Source organism: Tianweitania aestuarii, assembly GCF_018457165.1.
In the GTDB taxonomy this organism is placed as follows: Bacteria; Pseudomonadota; Alphaproteobacteria; order Rhizobiales; family Rhizobiaceae; genus Tianweitania; species Tianweitania aestuarii.
Map to the genome: position 1 here is coordinate 116,780 of NZ_JAFMNX010000006.1, position 15,308 is coordinate 132,087.

At 61.6% G+C, this 15,308-nt stretch carries 16 protein-coding genes and 1 tRNA gene; 8 read left to right on the forward strand and 9 right to left on the reverse strand.

Annotated elements, in window-relative coordinates; all coding sequences use genetic code 11:
* Nucleotides 1-3: 3 nt before the first annotated feature.
* Nucleotides 4-690: a gamma-glutamylcyclotransferase gene (locus tag JYU29_RS17755; protein ID WP_213986196.1), complete on the reverse strand. Its 687-nt coding sequence runs from the start codon at nucleotides 688-690 to the stop codon at nucleotides 4-6.
* A 283-nt stretch (nucleotides 691-973) separates the two neighbouring features.
* Here JYU29_RS17755 and JYU29_RS17760 point away from each other — a divergent pair, with 283 nt between their 5' ends.
* The 3 genes from JYU29_RS17760 to JYU29_RS17770 all read left to right on the forward strand — a co-directional run bounded on the left by JYU29_RS17760 (nucleotide 974) and on the right by JYU29_RS17770 (nucleotide 2,871).
* Complete coding sequence (locus JYU29_RS17760) at nucleotides 974-1,237, forward strand: hypothetical protein (protein ID WP_213986197.1); 264 nt, start codon at nucleotides 974-976, stop codon at nucleotides 1,235-1,237.
* 149 nt (nucleotides 1,238-1,386) lie between these two features.
* Entirely contained in the window at nucleotides 1,387-1,707 is a 321-nt protein-coding gene (locus JYU29_RS17765) for an RcnB family protein (RefSeq protein WP_213986198.1), read from the forward strand.
* A gap of 153 nt (nucleotides 1,708-1,860) precedes the next feature.
* Nucleotides 1,861-2,871 (forward strand): bile acid:sodium symporter family protein, encoded by a 1,011-nt coding sequence (locus JYU29_RS17770; protein ID WP_213986199.1) that lies wholly within the window; start codon nucleotides 1,861-1,863, stop codon nucleotides 2,869-2,871.
* Nucleotides 2,872-2,885: 14 nt separating this feature from the next.
* Here the strand turns inward: JYU29_RS17770 and JYU29_RS17775 are convergent.
* Together JYU29_RS17775 and JYU29_RS17780 are read right to left on the reverse strand one after the other, a co-directional pair.
* Nucleotides 2,886-2,960 (reverse strand) — tRNA-Glu (locus JYU29_RS17775).
* A 95-nt stretch (nucleotides 2,961-3,055) separates the two neighbouring features.
* Nucleotides 3,056-3,442: a fimbrial protein gene (locus JYU29_RS17780; protein WP_213986200.1), complete on the reverse strand. Its 387-nt coding sequence runs from the start codon at nucleotides 3,440-3,442 to the stop codon at nucleotides 3,056-3,058.
* Nucleotides 3,443-3,519: 77 nt separating this feature from the next.
* Here JYU29_RS17780 and JYU29_RS17785 point away from each other — a divergent pair, with 77 nt between their 5' ends.
* Both JYU29_RS17785 and rpoH read left to right on the forward strand, forming a co-directional pair.
* Nucleotides 3,520-4,533: an RluA family pseudouridine synthase gene (locus JYU29_RS17785; RefSeq protein WP_250157577.1), complete on the forward strand. Its 1,014-nt coding sequence runs from the start codon at nucleotides 3,520-3,522 to the stop codon at nucleotides 4,531-4,533.
* 165 nt (nucleotides 4,534-4,698) lie between these two features.
* On the forward strand, nucleotides 4,699-5,607 hold the full coding sequence (rpoH, locus tag JYU29_RS17790; protein ID WP_213986202.1) for an RNA polymerase sigma factor RpoH: 909 nt from the start codon (nucleotides 4,699-4,701) through the stop codon (nucleotides 5,605-5,607).
* A 101-nt stretch (nucleotides 5,608-5,708) separates the two neighbouring features.
* On the opposite strand, the gene JYU29_RS17795 is transcribed toward rpoH, so the two are convergent.
* Complete coding sequence (locus JYU29_RS17795; RefSeq protein ID WP_213986203.1) at nucleotides 5,709-7,358, reverse strand: prolipoprotein diacylglyceryl transferase; 1,650 nt, start codon at nucleotides 7,356-7,358, stop codon at nucleotides 5,709-5,711.
* A gap of 67 nt (nucleotides 7,359-7,425) precedes the next feature.
* The gene (locus JYU29_RS17800; RefSeq protein ID WP_213986204.1) at nucleotides 7,426-8,724 is read right to left on the reverse strand and encodes an adenylosuccinate synthase; all 1,299 of its coding nucleotides are present in this window, start codon (nucleotides 8,722-8,724) and stop codon (nucleotides 7,426-7,428) included.
* A 195-nt stretch (nucleotides 8,725-8,919) separates the two neighbouring features.
* Between JYU29_RS17800 and JYU29_RS17805 the strand changes: the two genes are divergently transcribed.
* From JYU29_RS17805 to JYU29_RS17815, 3 genes are read left to right on the forward strand one after another with little or no spacing between them, the layout of a single operon-like run.
* Entirely contained in the window at nucleotides 8,920-9,807 is an 888-nt protein-coding gene (locus JYU29_RS17805; protein WP_213986205.1) for a DMT family transporter, read from the forward strand.
* Nucleotides 9,808-9,859: 52 nt separating this feature from the next.
* Nucleotides 9,860-10,114 carry a FitA-like ribbon-helix-helix domain-containing protein gene (locus JYU29_RS17810; RefSeq protein WP_213986206.1) on the forward strand — a complete coding sequence of 85 codons (255 nt, stop codon included), beginning with the start codon at nucleotides 9,860-9,862 and terminating at the stop codon, nucleotides 10,112-10,114.
* Complete coding sequence (locus JYU29_RS17815; RefSeq protein ID WP_284144937.1) at nucleotides 10,111-10,524, forward strand: type II toxin-antitoxin system VapC family toxin; 414 nt, start codon at nucleotides 10,111-10,113, stop codon at nucleotides 10,522-10,524. The genes JYU29_RS17810 and JYU29_RS17815 overlap by 4 nt, the downstream gene beginning before the upstream one ends.
* A gap of 22 nt (nucleotides 10,525-10,546) precedes the next feature.
* On the opposite strand, the gene serA is transcribed toward JYU29_RS17815, so the two are convergent.
* The 4 genes from serA to JYU29_RS17835 form a co-directional block, all read right to left on the reverse strand.
* A complete protein-coding gene (serA, locus tag JYU29_RS17820) occupies nucleotides 10,547-12,148 on the reverse strand; it encodes a phosphoglycerate dehydrogenase (RefSeq protein WP_213986208.1) in 1,602 nt (533 codons plus the stop codon).
* Between the two features lie 114 nt (nucleotides 12,149-12,262).
* Complete coding sequence (locus tag JYU29_RS17825) at nucleotides 12,263-13,438, reverse strand: phosphoserine transaminase (protein ID WP_213986209.1); 1,176 nt, start codon at nucleotides 13,436-13,438, stop codon at nucleotides 12,263-12,265.
* Nucleotides 13,439-13,611: 173 nt separating this feature from the next.
* On the reverse strand, nucleotides 13,612-14,316 hold the full coding sequence (locus JYU29_RS17830) for an outer membrane protein (RefSeq protein ID WP_213986210.1): 705 nt from the start codon (nucleotides 14,314-14,316) through the stop codon (nucleotides 13,612-13,614).
* A 173-nt stretch (nucleotides 14,317-14,489) separates the two neighbouring features.
* Nucleotides 14,490-15,278, reverse strand: a complete 789-nt coding sequence (locus JYU29_RS17835) for an outer membrane protein (RefSeq protein ID WP_250157563.1) — start codon at nucleotides 15,276-15,278, stop codon at nucleotides 14,490-14,492.
* Nucleotides 15,279-15,308: the final 30 nt, after the last annotated feature.

Consider the following 15,308-nt stretch of genomic DNA (forward strand, 5'->3'; position numbering starts at 1 on the left):
CGCTCACGCAGCTGCGGCCGGGTGCAGCGCCTTCAGTTCCTGCGCCACGAGATCCTGCAAGCGCCAAAGATTGCGATCATGGATGCCGAAGGCTTCGAGATGGGCGACCGTGTTGTAGAGATATTCGGCGCATGATCCTGCGTGCCCGCACGCCCGCGCCAGGATAAAAGCGACGTCCGGCAAAGGCAGCTTTCGCTGGGTCTGCGGCCCGCTCGGCCCCGCCCAAAACGCCATTACCCGCTTCTTGCCTTCGGCCGTATCCACCGTGATCCAGCGGATCATGTGGGCGTTCTGGCGAAACCGCAATTCGCGAAACAGCATGCGGCGGATCTGGGCTGGCCGATTGTCTTCGGCAATGCGGTAGATCACGCCGTCGCAGCGTCCACCGCGCTCCATGGCCATCATCAGACCCGGCTGCTGCGGCGTGCCGCGCCAGGCGCGCATGGTCAGGCAAAAGGAGCGGTGCCAGCCATAGGCACTCGCGCGCATATGCGCGGTCGCATCGAAGTCCGGCTTCCAGATCAGCGAGCCATAGGCGAATACCCAAAGCGGATCGCTACCGCATTCGGCATCATAGCGGCGCGCCAGCGCTTCCAGTTCGTCATCGGTCAAAAGGGTCAAGCCGGGCTCAGGACCGAGTTCCGGCTCCGGGCGCACGCTCAAGGCGACAAGCTCGGGTGTCAAAGTCATGTGGCGGGTCATGGAAACACAAGCTAGGCGTCCGACAGCCTCCTGTCATCAGCGACGCAGCGTCAACCCCAACAATCCCCCGCTAACCCTGCGCCGCGATGCGGAATTACGCGGTTTCAGCGCCGAACTAGCGACTGACTGGCGAACCGAACTGACTAAACGGCCTTCCCGCCGAGATGCTAACTGACCTCATTGTCAGCAGGCTAAGCATTCCAGCTGCGAGCGGCCCTTCAAAAAGCGCAGGCAGTCCCTAAATTGGCGTGGATTCGGGGGTTTCGAAATCATGTCATCCAATCATCGGCTATCGGCCTGGGCCGCGGCCGAAGCCTATATTCTGGCGCGTCGCTCGTCGTCGCGCCCGCTTTCCACCCGTGCCGCCGTCGCGCATCTTCGCGAAACCGTTGCCGACTGCGAGCATACGGACGAGGAACTGGTGCAACTGATCGCCATCAGCGCAGTGCGCCATCGCTGCCCACTCGCTTTCGACGGTCCCTTCAAGCCAGATCCGGCTGTGATCGAACAGGCGGCCCTCAAGGCCGCCGGCTAGACGATTTTTCAGTGAAGTATCCGTGCCTTGGAAGCCAAGGACCTGAAAACAAGTCACTGTTTTCATTACGGTTTCTTAATGTGATCATTCACTCCTCGTTCATGGACACGGGCTCAAAAACGATCGCGTTGAGTTCAAGGAGTTTCCCAATGTCCAAGTTTTTCACACGCCTCGTTCTATCCACCGCCGCCGTTGCCATGCTGGCCGTTCCCATGGCGCAGGCGCAGAGCCGTCACGATACGCGACAGGGCCATCATTACAGCCAGAAGAAGCATCATGATGCCAAGCGCCACAACTGGAAGCGTGGCGAGCGCGTTTCTGATTGGCGCAAGCGTGCCGCGATCCGCGACTACAGGCGCCACGGTCTGCGCGCCCCCAACCGCGGTCAGCATTGGGTCAAGGTTGATAACCATTATCTGCTGATCACGCTGGCGACCGGCATCGTTGCCAGCATCGCGACTGCACGGTAGCCGACAAACCTTCTGCACCGGCCAGCTTCCGATGGCCGGTGCATAGTGCTAGGTCTGACCCGACTGGATGATCCATCTTCCAGCCTGTGCCCCTGCAACGAGCAGGGAATGATGCCATAGTGGCGGCTGTTCGATTCCCGAAAGCCTGCCGCCATGCATCTGTTCGTCCGCAAGATCCTGCTTGATCCGTTTCTGCTTCTGCTCCTGAGCGCCATGCTCATCGCCGCCGTATTGCCGGCGCGTGGAGAAGCGGCCGACCTGCTCCACTGGATCGTGACGGCGGCGATTGCGCTTCTGTTCTTCTTGTATGGCGCCAAGCTATCACCGGCAGCTGTTGCATCCGGCCTGCTGCATTGGCGGCTGCAATCCCTCGTTCTCGTGTGCACCTACGGCATCTTTCCCGTTCTGGGGCTGGTCGCCTCGCATCTCCTGCGCGGTCATCTGCCGGATGATCTGGTGCTCGGCATCCTGTTCCTGTGCTTGCTTCCTTCCACCGTGCAGTCCTCGATCGCCTTCACGTCGATCGCCCGCGGCAATGTGGCGGCCGCCATCACCAGCGCCAGCCTATCCAATCTGGCCGGCGTTTTCGTCACGCCGCTTCTGGTCGGCCTCGTCATCGGCACCCATGGCGGCGACGGCTTCGATCTGAGCTCGGTCGGCGATATCGCGCTGCAGATCCTCCTGCCCTTCGCGATCGGCCAGCTGTGCCGCCCTCTCGTCAGCGCTTTCCTGCAGCGCCATGCCCGCCTGACCCAGTTCACCGATCGCGGCGCGATCCTGCTGGTGGTGTATTCCGCTTTCAGCGAAGGCATGGTGGCCGGCATCTGGTCGCATGTGGATGGCACGGACCTGCTGTGGATCCTCGCCACGGCCTGCGTGCTTCTGGCGCTGATCCTGGCGATCACCGCGCTGTTGGGAAAGCTGTTCGGCTTCAGCCGCGAAGACCAGATCACCATCCTGTTTTGCGGCTCAAAGAAAAGCCTCGCCACCGGCGTGCCCATGGCCGGCATCCTGTTTGCCGGTCAATCCGTGTCGCTGGTGGTCCTGCCGCTGATGATCTTCCACCAGATCCAGCTCTTCGTCTGCGCCCTGCTGGCCGAGCGATTCGCAAGCCAACCAGAAACCGCGAGCACAGCGGTGCAGACTTCAGAACGACGGGTATGAAAGGGAGAAGGGTTTGGTACGCCCAAGGGGAATCGAACCCCTGTTTGCGCCGTGAGAGGGCGCCGTCCTAACCGCTAGACGATGGGCGCTAGCCGAGTGACCGCGATATAAACGGCACTTGGCGAAAAGGCAATGGCCTGTTGATGCGTGTGGCAAAAACCGGTGGAGATTACTCCAGGGGCAATTACAGGGCGGGCAAGGCGACGCGGGCGATCACGCGGCCGGCTGCGAAATCGTAGATCACCAGAACGCGGCTGCCGTCGGTGTTGATCGTATCCAGCGCAAGACGATTGCCCTCGAGCGACTGGCTGGTGACGCGTGCTCCCTCGGGCAAAGGCACGGTCTGGATGCGGTCGTCGCCCTGGGGAATGGTGGCCGTCTCGGCGGCGGGCGCGGCGTCCGGTTCCGGCGTTCGGGTCCACCGGTAGACAATTGCCAGCACGACCGCCATAAGCGCCACAAACAGCAGACCGAGATTGATGGCCATGAAGCGCACGAGCTTTCCGCGAACGCGCTCCATCGCCGGTTCGAGCGGCTGATCGTCGTCGAGTTCGGGTTCGGGCTGGTTCATGGTCTCGTTTCCAGGAGATGCGTGCCGCAATGAGTGGCCCTGATAACGAAGCCGACGCCCCAAAGGAAGGTGCCGAGATGGATCCAACCGCCGCAACGGCGCCGATTACACTTGTTGTTGAAGAGGATGGCGCTGGCACGCGGCTCGATCAATGGCTGTCGGCGCAACTGGCGCCCGATTATTCGCGCAGCCGCATCCAGGCGCTGATCAAGGCCGGCGCGGTGCAGATCAACGACGCCCCCGTCAGCGACCAGAAGCGCAAGCTGGCTGCCGGTCAAAGCGTGATTATCGCCGTGCCGCCGGCCGAAGATCCCGAACCGCAGGGCGAAAACATCCCGCTCGACGTGTTGTTCGAGGACGAGCACCTCATCGTCATCAACAAGCCGGCCGGCCTTGTCGTGCATCCGGGCGCCGGCAACTGGACGGGCACGCTGGTGAATGCGCTGATCCATCATTGCGGTTCCAGCCTTTCGGGCATCGGCGGCATCAAGCGGCCGGGTATCGTGCACCGGCTGGACAAGGACACGAGCGGCGTGATGGTGGCCGCGAAAACCGATCAGGCGCATCGTGTTTTGTCGGACGCCTTTGCCGATCACGGCCGCAGCGGCGATCTCGAGCGTGCTTATCTCGCGCTGATCTGGGGCACCCCGCCGCGCAGCGCCGGCAAGATCGACGCCGCGCTTGGCCGCGCATCCGATCGCGTCCGGCGCGCGGTGGTCCGCGAAACGCGCGAAGATGCGCGCCATGCCGTGACGCATTATCAGGTCACCGAAATCTTCGGCGACAAGGATGCGCCCTCCGCTTCTCTGGTGGAATGCACGCTGGAAACCGGTCGCACTCACCAGATCCGCGTGCATATGGCCCATATCGGTCATCCCGTGATCGGCGATGCCGATTATGGACAGGCCTTCCGCACCAAGGCGAACCGGCTGGCGGAACCGTTGCGCCAACAAGTCGTTGCATTCCCTCGGCAGGCCCTGCACGCTTGGCTCCTCGGCTTCACCCACCCGGCAACGGGCGAGCTGATGCGTTTCGAAGCACCACCGCCTGCCGATATGGCCGAACTGCTGGCGGGATTTCGCGCTTTGTAACGGCTCCTCCACCGCGTTCACACTAGGGTGACGCTGTGTTGCGGGCCACACAAAAGGTGTAATTTCTCGATTTGTTCTGATATAAGAACGTCGTCGCGCATGGCTTGTTCAGGCGCGCGCGACAGGCCTGCCAGCAGGAGGCCGTTCGAGAAGGAGGGTGCTTTTATGGCCCAGACATTACCAAGTATCGCTTCCGGCGAAGGCGGATTGTCCCGCTACCTGGAAGAAATTCGCCGCTTTCCCATGCTGCAGCCGCAGGAAGAGTACATGCTCGCCAAGCGGTATCTCGAGCATGAGGACACGAAGGCGGCGCACAAGCTCGTCACCAGCCATCTTCGCCTCGTGGCCAAGATCGCGATGGGCTATCGCGGCTACGGTTTGCCGATCGGCGAGGTCATTTCCGAAGGCAATGTCGGCCTCATGCAGGCCGTGAAGAAGTTCGAGCCGGAACGCGGCTTCCGCTTGGCGACCTATGCGATGTGGTGGATCAAGGCGTCGATTCAGGAATATATCCTGCGCTCGTGGAGCCTCGTGAAGATGGGCACCACCGCCAACCAGAAGCGGTTGTTCTTCAACCTGCGCAAGGTGAAGGGCAAGATCCAGGCTCTGGAAGACGGCGATTTGCGCCCCGACCAGATCGCCGAGATCGCAACCAAGCTGAACGTTTCGGAAGCCGAAGTCGTGTCGATGAACCGTCGCCTGTCCGGCGACGCCTCGCTCAACTCGCCGATCCGCGCCAGCGAAGGCGAGAGCGGCGAATGGCAGGACTGGCTGGTGGACGATTCCGAAAGCCAGGAAGCCATGCTGATCGAGCAGGATGAGCTGGATAACCGGCGCGGCATGCTGTCTTCTGCCATGGATGTTCTGAACGATCGCGAACGCCGCATCTTCGAAGCGCGCCGTTTGTCGGAAGACCCGCTGACCCTGGAAGAACTGTCGTCGGAATTCGACATCAGCCGCGAGCGCGTTCGCCAGATCGAAGTCCGTGCCTTTGAAAAGGTGCAGGAAGCCGTTCAGGTCGCTGCCCGCCGTCAGGCTCAGGCACTACGCACCATCGAGGCAGAACCGGCCTGATCCCAGGATCATCCGTGATCCCCGCGATCATGTAATCAAACAAAAAGCCCGCCCGGATCGCTCCCGGCGGGCTTTTTGATGCTTGGGTTTGATATTTTGGATCAGCGGCTCGCGGCGTTCTGCCAGGCCTGCATGGCTTCCTCGAACACGCGCTCGCCCGGCACACCCTTTTCCATCGTGATCAGGGCGCGGCGACCGGAATTGTAGATCAACGGCACGTCGATCCAGTCCTGACGGCGCAACAGCGTCATATTGGCCTGAATTTCGGCCGGTGAATCGCTCAGCGCCACAAGGAAGAAACCGTCGGCGATGCGCGCAGGGATGCCGAGCAGCGGACTGCCGGTGGCCTGTTCGCTGTCCTTCATCGCCACGCGAACCACGTTCTGGATGCCACCGCCCTCGAAGCCTTCCGGCGTCAGGAAGATCATTTCCATGATGTGGCTGGCCGGCAGCGTCGGATCCGCATTGCGGCGGATCGTCATGCGCAGCTGCAGGTTCTTGCCGGGAATGTTGGCTTCGGCCCGGATCGCAGGCTCGGGCGGTGCATCGCCGCCGGGCGATTCCTGCACGAGCGACCACACGATCGATCCGCTTTCGGCCGTGTTCGGCGAAGTGGAGGTGCGCTCCTCATAAAAGATCGCGCGCTGGCCAACCGGAACGGTCTGGTCCGATGAAGCAGGCGTGCTGCCGTTCGGCGTCGTGGCCGGGGTCGCGTCGGGGGCTGGCGTTGCCCCCTCGCCTGTTGTTGTATCGGCCTGCGCGGCTTGGCTCAATTCGGCAACCGACGTGCCCTCACCGATCGCAGCGCTGCCATCGGCAGGACCGGGATCGGTTTCACTGCCATCGGCCTGCAAACGCTGGGTGTATTTGCGCAGCGGCTCGGGCGCAGTGGCGGCCGGCGTTGCAGCCGCTTGTTCAGGCTGGTTGGGCGACACGGCGGCGACTTCCGGCTGATCGTCAGCGGCCTCCGGTTCAACGCCATCGGCCGGTGCAACGGCTGCACTATCGGCGTTCTCGCTGTTGGCCGCAGCATCGTCGGCCAGGTCCGTGCCTTCGTTGACGTCGCCCGCATCGTTCAGGCCGAGGAAAGCCGTCAGCGCATCCTTGTTCGACCAGGCGGCATAAGCGCCGCCGGCAACGAGGAGCAAGGCCACAACCGCGGCAATCAAGCCGCCGGACAGACCACGGCGTGGCTTGTTGCGATAAGGCGGCTGCGGCGTGAAGGGACGATCCTGCTCCCGGTCACGATCAAGGTCGCCGTCAAGATCACGATCGAGGTCACGATCCCGATCGATATCATCGAGCACCGGCTCGTTGTGATCGACATGGTCACGCGGCGCTTCCGCATCATGCGTGGGCGCTTCGACCTCATGCGCAGGCACGTCGTCCCGCTGCGTGTCGTGTGAAACGGCAAAGTCGCCGGTGCGCGGCAATGCTGCCGGTTCTTCGCGCTCGAAGGCCGGTTCGGGAAACTGGTCGTCATCCGCCTGGTAGGTGTCGAACAACGTGTCGAGTTCGTCGAGATCGTCTTCCGGTGGCGGCGGTGCGTAGTATTGCTCCACTGCCTGGATCGCATCCTCGATCGCCTGACGCTGGCGTTCGGCAACGGCGGCCGGTGGCGGCGGGTTGATCGCGGCCAGCTTGGCATCGATGGTCGCGCGCGCCTTGGCGTAAACCTTGGCGCGAACGTCCGGCGTGTTTTCGCTCAGCCCTTCGATCGTCTTCTTAAGGACGGCGACGAAATCTGCCATACGGGTTGAAACCTTATCTGGGCGGCGACGCCAGCCAAATCACCGGCGTCTGGTGTTTCCACGAAAATTAATCTTGAAACGGATCGGTCACAAGGATCGTGTCGTCGCGTTCCGGGCTCGTTGACAGAAGCGCCACCGGCGCACCGATCAATTCCTCGATATAGCGCACATATTTGACTGCCTGCGCCGGCAGGTCGTTCCAGGAACGAGCGCCCCGCGTGGTACCCTCCCAGCCTTCAAGCGTCTCGTAGATCGGCTCGACCCGCGCCTGCGCGCCCTGGCTGGCCGGCAGATAGTCGATCACTTCGCCATCCAGTCGATAACCGGTGCAGACCTTGATCTCGTCGAGCCCATCGAGCACGTCGAGCTTGGTCAGTGCGATGCCGTCGATGCCGTTCACGGCCACCGCCTGGCGAACCAGCACCGCATCGAACCAGCCGCAGCGCCTTTTACGCCCGGTAACTGTGCCGAATTCATGGCCGCGTTCACCTAGGAACTGGCCGACATCATTGTCCTGCTCGCTCGGGAACGGCCCTTCGCCGACGCGCGTCGTGTAGGCCTTGGTGATGCCGAGCACATAGCCGATCGCGCCCGGACCGACGCCCGAACCCGCCGCAGCCTGGCCGGCCACCGTGTTGGACGAGGTCACGAACGGATAGGTGCCGTGATCGATGTCGAGCAGCGTGCCCTGCGCACCTTCAAACAGGATGCGCTCGCCGGCGCGGCGCTTGTCGTCCAGCACCTTCCACACGCGGTCCATGTAAGGCAGGATCTTGTCGGCAACCGAGGTCACTTCCTGCAAGAGGTCGTCATAGGCGACTTCCGGATGACCGAGGCCGCGACGCAGCGCATTGTGGTGCGTCAAAAGGCGATCGAGCTTGGCCGGCAGCGTTTCAGTATCGGCCAAATCCATGATGCGGATCGCGCGGCGACCGACCTTGTCTTCGTAAGCCGGGCCGATACCGCGACGCGTGGTACCGATCTTGGTGCCCGAATTGGATGCGGCATCTTCACGGAAGCCGTCGAGTTCGCGATGCAGCGACAGGATCAGCGGCGTGTTTTCCGCAACCTTGAGGCGATCCGGCCCGACCTCGACGCCAAGCGCGCGAATGCGCTCGAGTTCGGCCACGAAAGCATGGGGATCAAACACCACGCCGCTGCCGATGATCGACAGCTTGCCGGGGCGCACGACGCCGGACGGCAGAAGCGAAAGCTTGTAGACCTTGCCGTCCACCACCAGCGTGTGACCGGCATTGTGGCCGCCCTGGAAGCGCACAACCACATCGGCGCGCTCCGACAGCCAATCAACGATCTTGCCCTTGCCTTCATCGCCCCATTGCGAGCCGACGACCACTACGTTGGCCATACTATCTTCCGTGCAGGTTCTTGGCGGCTGGAAACCGCAAACAGTTGAAAAGAAGTGGTCTCTATAACGTCTGCACTACCGTTGCGCGACCCTTCATTAACGTTTTCAGCCAATCCAGGCACAACAAACTGGCCCTCTTGCCACTTTACTCGGGCGAGCCTTGGCAGCTACTGCCCTGCTGATCCTGGAGGAGCAATGCGCAGAACCGCTTACATCTTGCTGGCATTGGCCACGCTCTTCTGGGCCGGCAACTCGATTGCCGGCAAACTGGCGATCGGCCATGTGTCGCCGATGATCCTCGTGCCCGCGCGCTGGGGCGCCATTCTCGTTATCCTCCTCGCATCGAGCCACCGCCAGCTCCGCCAGGACTGGCAGGCAATCAAAACACGGTCGATCTACCTTCTTGCGCTCGGCGCGCTCGGCTTCACGGTGTTCAGCGTCGCGCTTTATTATGCACTGCTTTACACAACGGCGATCAACACCAGCATCCTGCAGGGCGGCATGCCGCTTTTCGTGTTTGCGGCAAGCTTCGTTTTGTTCGGCAGCCGGGTTCAGCTGGAACAGGTTCTCGGCTTCACACTGTCATTCATCGGCGTTCTGGTGATCGCCTTGCGCGGCGATTGGTCGAACCTCGTCACGCTCAACATCAATTTCGGCGATGCGCTGATGCTGATCGCCATTGTCGCCTATGGCTTCTACACCGCTGCCCTCAAGGCCAAGCCGATCCTGCACTGGACGAGCCTGATGACCATGCTGTGCCTGGGCGCAACACTGGCCGCCCTGCCCTTCCTGGCGATTGAGGCGGTGAGTGGCTCCACCATCCTGCCCGATCTGGAAGGCTGGGCCCTGATCGCCTTTATCGTTCTCTTCCCGTCCCTGTTGGGACAGGTGCTTTATATCAAGGGCGTCGAACTGATCGGCTCCAACCGCGCCGGCCTGTTCATCAACCTGCTGCCTTTATGGGGTGCGCTGCTTGCCGTGGTCGTGCTTGGTGAAGCGTTCCACGTCTACCATGCCATCGCCCTCACCATGATCCTGGCCGGCATTGGTCTGGCCGAACGACGCAGTTTCGCTCGACCGTGATGACGCCAGGTGATATCATCGCCATGTGAATTGATATCACGGAGCAGAAACAATGGCTCAGCTTCTCATCCGCCGCCTTGACGACGACGTCAAAGAACGCCTGCGCAGCCGCGCAAAAGCGCATGGCGTCAGCATGGAAGAAGAAGCGCGGACGATCCTGGTGGATCAGCTTGCACCGACGGAGCAGCAGGATACGCGCGGTCTCGGTACCAAGATTGCGGACCTGTTTCGACATATTGATTGGGAAGGCGAGGAACTGCCCCGGCTCCCACATCAGCCGTATAAACCGTTCAGTTTCGACGAATGATAGTTCTCGACACGAATGTAGTTTCGGCTCTCATGAAGCCCGGCGACCATCCCGATATCGCGGGATGGCTGAACCATTGGCCTGAACGGCTGGTACGAACGACGTCCATCACGATCATGGAACTGAACTACGGCATCCATCGACTACCGTTTGGACGAAAGCGGCGGGAACTTACGGAAAGCCTAGAGACCTTGCGCAGGCAATACCTGTACGACGTTCTCGCCTTTGATCAAGACGCAGCCGAGTTTACCGCCACGCTCCTGGCTAAAGCGCATTCTGCCGGTCGCAATCTGGATTTTCCAGACACCCAGATCGCCGGCATCGTCTTGGCCAACAACGCCACCCTCGCCACACGCAACATCCGTGACTTCGACGGCTTGGGCTTGAAGCTCGTCAATCCCTGGGACTGACGAGCCTCATTGTCGTGTCGGCTTACGCAGCCGGCGCCACGTCGAAGCTCAGCGGCTTGGCGGACTGGATGACCTTAAGATCGCGCAGCTCGTTCAGAACGGCTTCAGGGAACGGCGCATCGAGGTAAAGCAGCGCGATCGCATCGCCGCCCGGATGGTCGCGACCCAGATGGAAGTTGGCGATGTTGACGCCGTTCTTGCCGCATACGCCACCCAGCAGACCGATCATGCCCGGCACGTCGGCATTGGTGGTGTAGAGCATGTGCTGGCCGACCTCGGCATCGAGGTTGATGTTCTTGATCTGGATGAAGCGCGGCTTGCCGTCGGAGAAACAGGTGCCGGCAATCGAGCGCGTCATCTTCTCGGTCTTCACCGTCAGCTTGATATAGCCGTCGAACACGCCGGATTTGTCGCGCTTGACCTCGGAAACGATGATGCCGCGCTCCTTCACCATGATCGGCGCCGACACCATGTTGACGTCGGCGACCTGCGGACGGATCAGGCCGGCCAGAGTGGCGCTGATGAGGGCGCGCGTGTTCATCGTGGCCGTTGCACCGTCGAACAGAATCTCGACTTCCTTGATCGGATCGTCGGTGACCTGACCCACAAACGCGCCGAGCACTTCGGCGAGCTTCACGAACGGCTTCAGGCGCGGCGCTTCCTCGGCCGAGATCGACGGCATGTTGATCGCGTTGGTGACGGCACCCTTGATCAGATAGTCGGCCATCTGCTCGGCCACCTGCAGCGCGACATTTTCCTGCGCTTCCGAGGTGGATGCGCCGAGATGCGGTGTCGCCACGACATTGTCCATGCCAAACAGCGCGTTCTCGGTTGCCGGCTCGGTTTCGAACACGTCGACGGCCGCACCCCCGACCTTGCCGCTCTTCAAGGCTTCAACCAGATCGGCCTCGACGATCAAACCGCCACGCGCGCAGTTGATGATGCGCACGCCGTTCTTCATCTTGGCGAAAGCGTCGGCATTGATGATGCCCTTGGTCTTATCGGTCATCGGCGTGTGCAGCGTGATGAAGTCGGCGCGCTTGAGCAGATCCTCGAGTTCGACCTTTTCGACGCCAAGCTCTTCCGCACGCTGTTCCGACAGGAACGGATCAAAGGCGATCACGCGCATTTTGAGGCCGACGCCGCGCGTCGCCACGATCGAACCGATATTGCCACAGCCGATCACGCCCAGAACCTTGCCGGTGATCTCGACGCCCATGAAGCGGTTCTTTTCCCACTTGCCGGCTTGCGTCGAGGCATTGGCTTCGGGCAGCTGACGGGCAAGCGCGAACATCAGGGCAATGGCGTGCTCGGCCGTGGTGATCGAGTTGCCGAAGGGCGTGTTCATCACGATGATGCCCTTGCGGCTGGCAGCCGGGATATCGACATTGTCGACGCCGATGCCGGCCCGGCCGATCACCTTGAGATTGGTCGCGGCTGCGATCAGCTTTTCCGTGACCTTGGTGGCCGAGCGGATCGCCAGGCCATCATACTGGTCGATCACGGAAAGCAGCTTTTCCTTGTCCTTGCCGAGATCCGGCAGGTAATCGACATCCACGCCGCGATCCTTGAAGATCTGAACGGCGGTCGGGGAAAGTTTGTCGGAAACGAGTACGCGCGGCATAGGAAGTTCCTTTGCGATGAAGTTCGCCTCTCAGCACCAAAGGGGCGAAGCGAAAGAAGAAGATCAAGAAATGAGATGGTGAGCGACGCGGCCGGAGCCGCGATCGCAAAAGCCTCAGGCCGCAGCCTTGAGCTGCGCCTTCTGCGCGGCGAAGGCCCAGTCGAGCCAAGGCAGCAGGGCCTCGATGTCGGCGGTTTCCACCGTCGCCCCACACCAGATCCGCAGGCCCGACGGCGCATCGCGATAAGCGCCGATGTCGAGCGCGACACCTTCCTTCTCGAGCGCGGAAACCATGCCCTTGGCGAAGGCCGCCTTTGCATCGTCATCCAGCGCCGCAACCTGCGCGTCGGTGATGGTGAGGCAAACGGAGGTGTTGGAGCGGGTATCCGGCTCAACCGCCAGATGTCCCAACCAATCGCTGGCCTGAACGAAGCCGTCCAGCGCGGCGAAGTTGGCGTCGGCGCGCTTGATCAGGCCATCAAGACCGCCAACCGACTTCGCCCAATGAAGCGCGTCGAGGTAATCTTCCACGCACAGCATGGAAGGCGTGTTGATCGTTTCGCCCTTGAAGATGCCTTCGATCAGCTTGCCGCCCTTCGTCATGCGGAAGATCTTGGGCAGCGGCCAGGCCGGCTTGTAGCTTTCGAGACGTTCAACGGCGCGTGGGCTGAGGATCAGCATGCCATGGGCCGCTTCACCGCCGAGCACCTTCTGCCAGGAAAAGGTCACGACATCGAGCTTGGCGAAATCGAGACGCTGCGCGAAGGCAGCCGACGTCGCGTCGCAGATCGTCAGACCCTGCCGGTCGGCCGGAATGAAGTCGCCATTAGGCACGCGCACGCCGGAGGTCGTACCGTTCCAGGTGAACACGACGTCGCGGTCGAAATCGACCTTGGCGAGATCGGGCAATTCGCCATAAGGCGCATCGAGCGTGCGCACATCAGGGAGCTTGAGCTGCTTGACCACATCGGTCACCCAGCCGGCGCCGAAGCTTTCCCAGGCGAGCACGTCGACAGGACGTGCGCCGAGCAGCGACCACAGCGCCATTTCAACGGCGCCGGTGTCGGAAGCGGGCACGATGCCGATGCGGTAATCCGCGGGCACCTGCAACACCTCACGCGTGAGGTCGATCGCTTCCTGAAGTTTGGATTTGCCGAGCTTGGCGCGATGCGAGCGGCCGAGTGCGGCATCGCTCAGGGCATCCAACGACCATCCTGGTCGTTTGGCGCAAGGTCCGGACGAGAATTGGGGATTGGCCGGGCGCACTGCCGGCTTGGTCTCAGTCGTCATCGTGGTCTATCCTTCCAGATAGTCGGCACCTCGTTGGGGAGGTGTGGCCCACGGACGGTTTTATTGGCGAAGCGCTCTGCCGTCAAGAACAAACAAAGCGTCGCTTCCAGACCACGCACAAACGAAAACGGCGGACCGAAGCCCGCCGCCTGATGCTGGTCTGGTGCAGTTCCTTACCAGAGGTCGTAGCGCAACCCGACCTTGATCTGATGCATGTCGAAGCCTTCGTCGACATAGGTGTCGCCGGATGCCGAGAAGTGCTTGGCATCCGGCGAATTCAGATACTGGTAGCCGACATCGAGCGACAGGTTCTGGCTCATGCGATAGGCGAAACCGGCATTGAGCGTGTAGGCGAAGGCGAAATCATCATCCGGATACGCGCCGGGGAAATCCGCGAGGGCGACATCCCCGGAATTGGTGTTGTGCGAATAGATGAAACCGGCACCGGCGCCGATATAGGGCGTGATCCCCACAACCGTGCCGAGATCCACATAGCCCGTTGCCATGCCGTAGCTCATCGTCGACTTGATGCTGCCGCGCAGGCCGCCGAGATCGAGCGTCGCTTCTTCCTGCTGAAGGAAAGCACCGGTGATGTCGGCGCGGAAGTAATCGGTGAAATGGTAGCCGACACCGCCGCCGCCAAAGACGCTCGTATGGTCTTCGTCGATGCCGAAGAAACCGCCGCCGCCATTATCCGAACCGTCCGAAACGGTGTAGCCGACGTCACCGCGCAGATACCAACCCGAGCCGACTTCCACCGGAACGACTTCCGGCGCGTCCTCGATGATGATCGGCGGATCGTAATCGGCGGCGAGCGATGGGCTCACAAAGGCTGCGACCAAAGCGGCAGGCAGAAAAAGACGCGAGATGGTCGACATCGAAATGAACTCCTGATCGGCGGCGTGTGCCGGTCCCTGTTGAGGGAGATCATTAACCATCCCGGTTAATTGCTGGTTAAGCATAACGGCCAAATCGCGGCTGGCGCGCACATCCGGAACGCAAAAAGGCCCGGCAGATCTGCCGGGCCTTTCTCACTGGGAGGATCGCGACCTCAGTTGAACTTGTAACGGAAGCCCATCTTGAAGTCGTGCGAATACAGATCCTTGAAGGTGAAGCCGTCATTGGGGCGCGAGAAAGCAGGATCGTAGTTGCGCGCTTCGCCCGTCTTGCCGTCACCGAGATGGACGTAGCTATAGCCGACATCCATGGTCAAACGATCGGTGACGGCATAGCCGAGGCCGGCATGCAGCGCGTAGGCGAATTCCCACTGTGAATCGCTTGGCGCATACCCACCGCCACCCGCCAGCACATTGCTGTCGTTGAAGTTCGAGATCGTGTTGCGAGATGCGCCGACGCCCGCGCCGATATAAGGCGTGATGCCGTGGAAATCGCCGAGATCGACATAGGCGTTGGCCAGCAGAAGCCATTCCGACTTCGTTGCCGAATAGTCGTTGGTGCCGATCACAGCACCCGTCGCATCGTTGGTGAAGCTGTCGAGCGCGTGGAAGCTGGACTTGCCGCGATATTCGGCCGTCAGATCCGTGCGCAGCCAACGATTGAACTGGTAACCGATACCGCCGCCGCCGATCGGGGCGGAATCGAAATCGCCGTCATCGAGCCAGTTCTGCGTGAAGCCGGGAACGTCGAAATACTCGTAATCGAGCCCCTTATGCTGCTGGTTGCTCATGCCGACATGGCCGCGCAGATACCAGCCGCCGAACTGCGGCGCGGCAACCGGTGCTTCCACCGGCAAGGGCTCGTAGAGGTCGGCGGCAACGGCCGGAACGGCGAAGCTGCCAAGCAGCAATGCGCCGACCAGCGGCATGCGGAAATTGAACATCGGTCGTACCCCTGATCATTCGCCGATGGC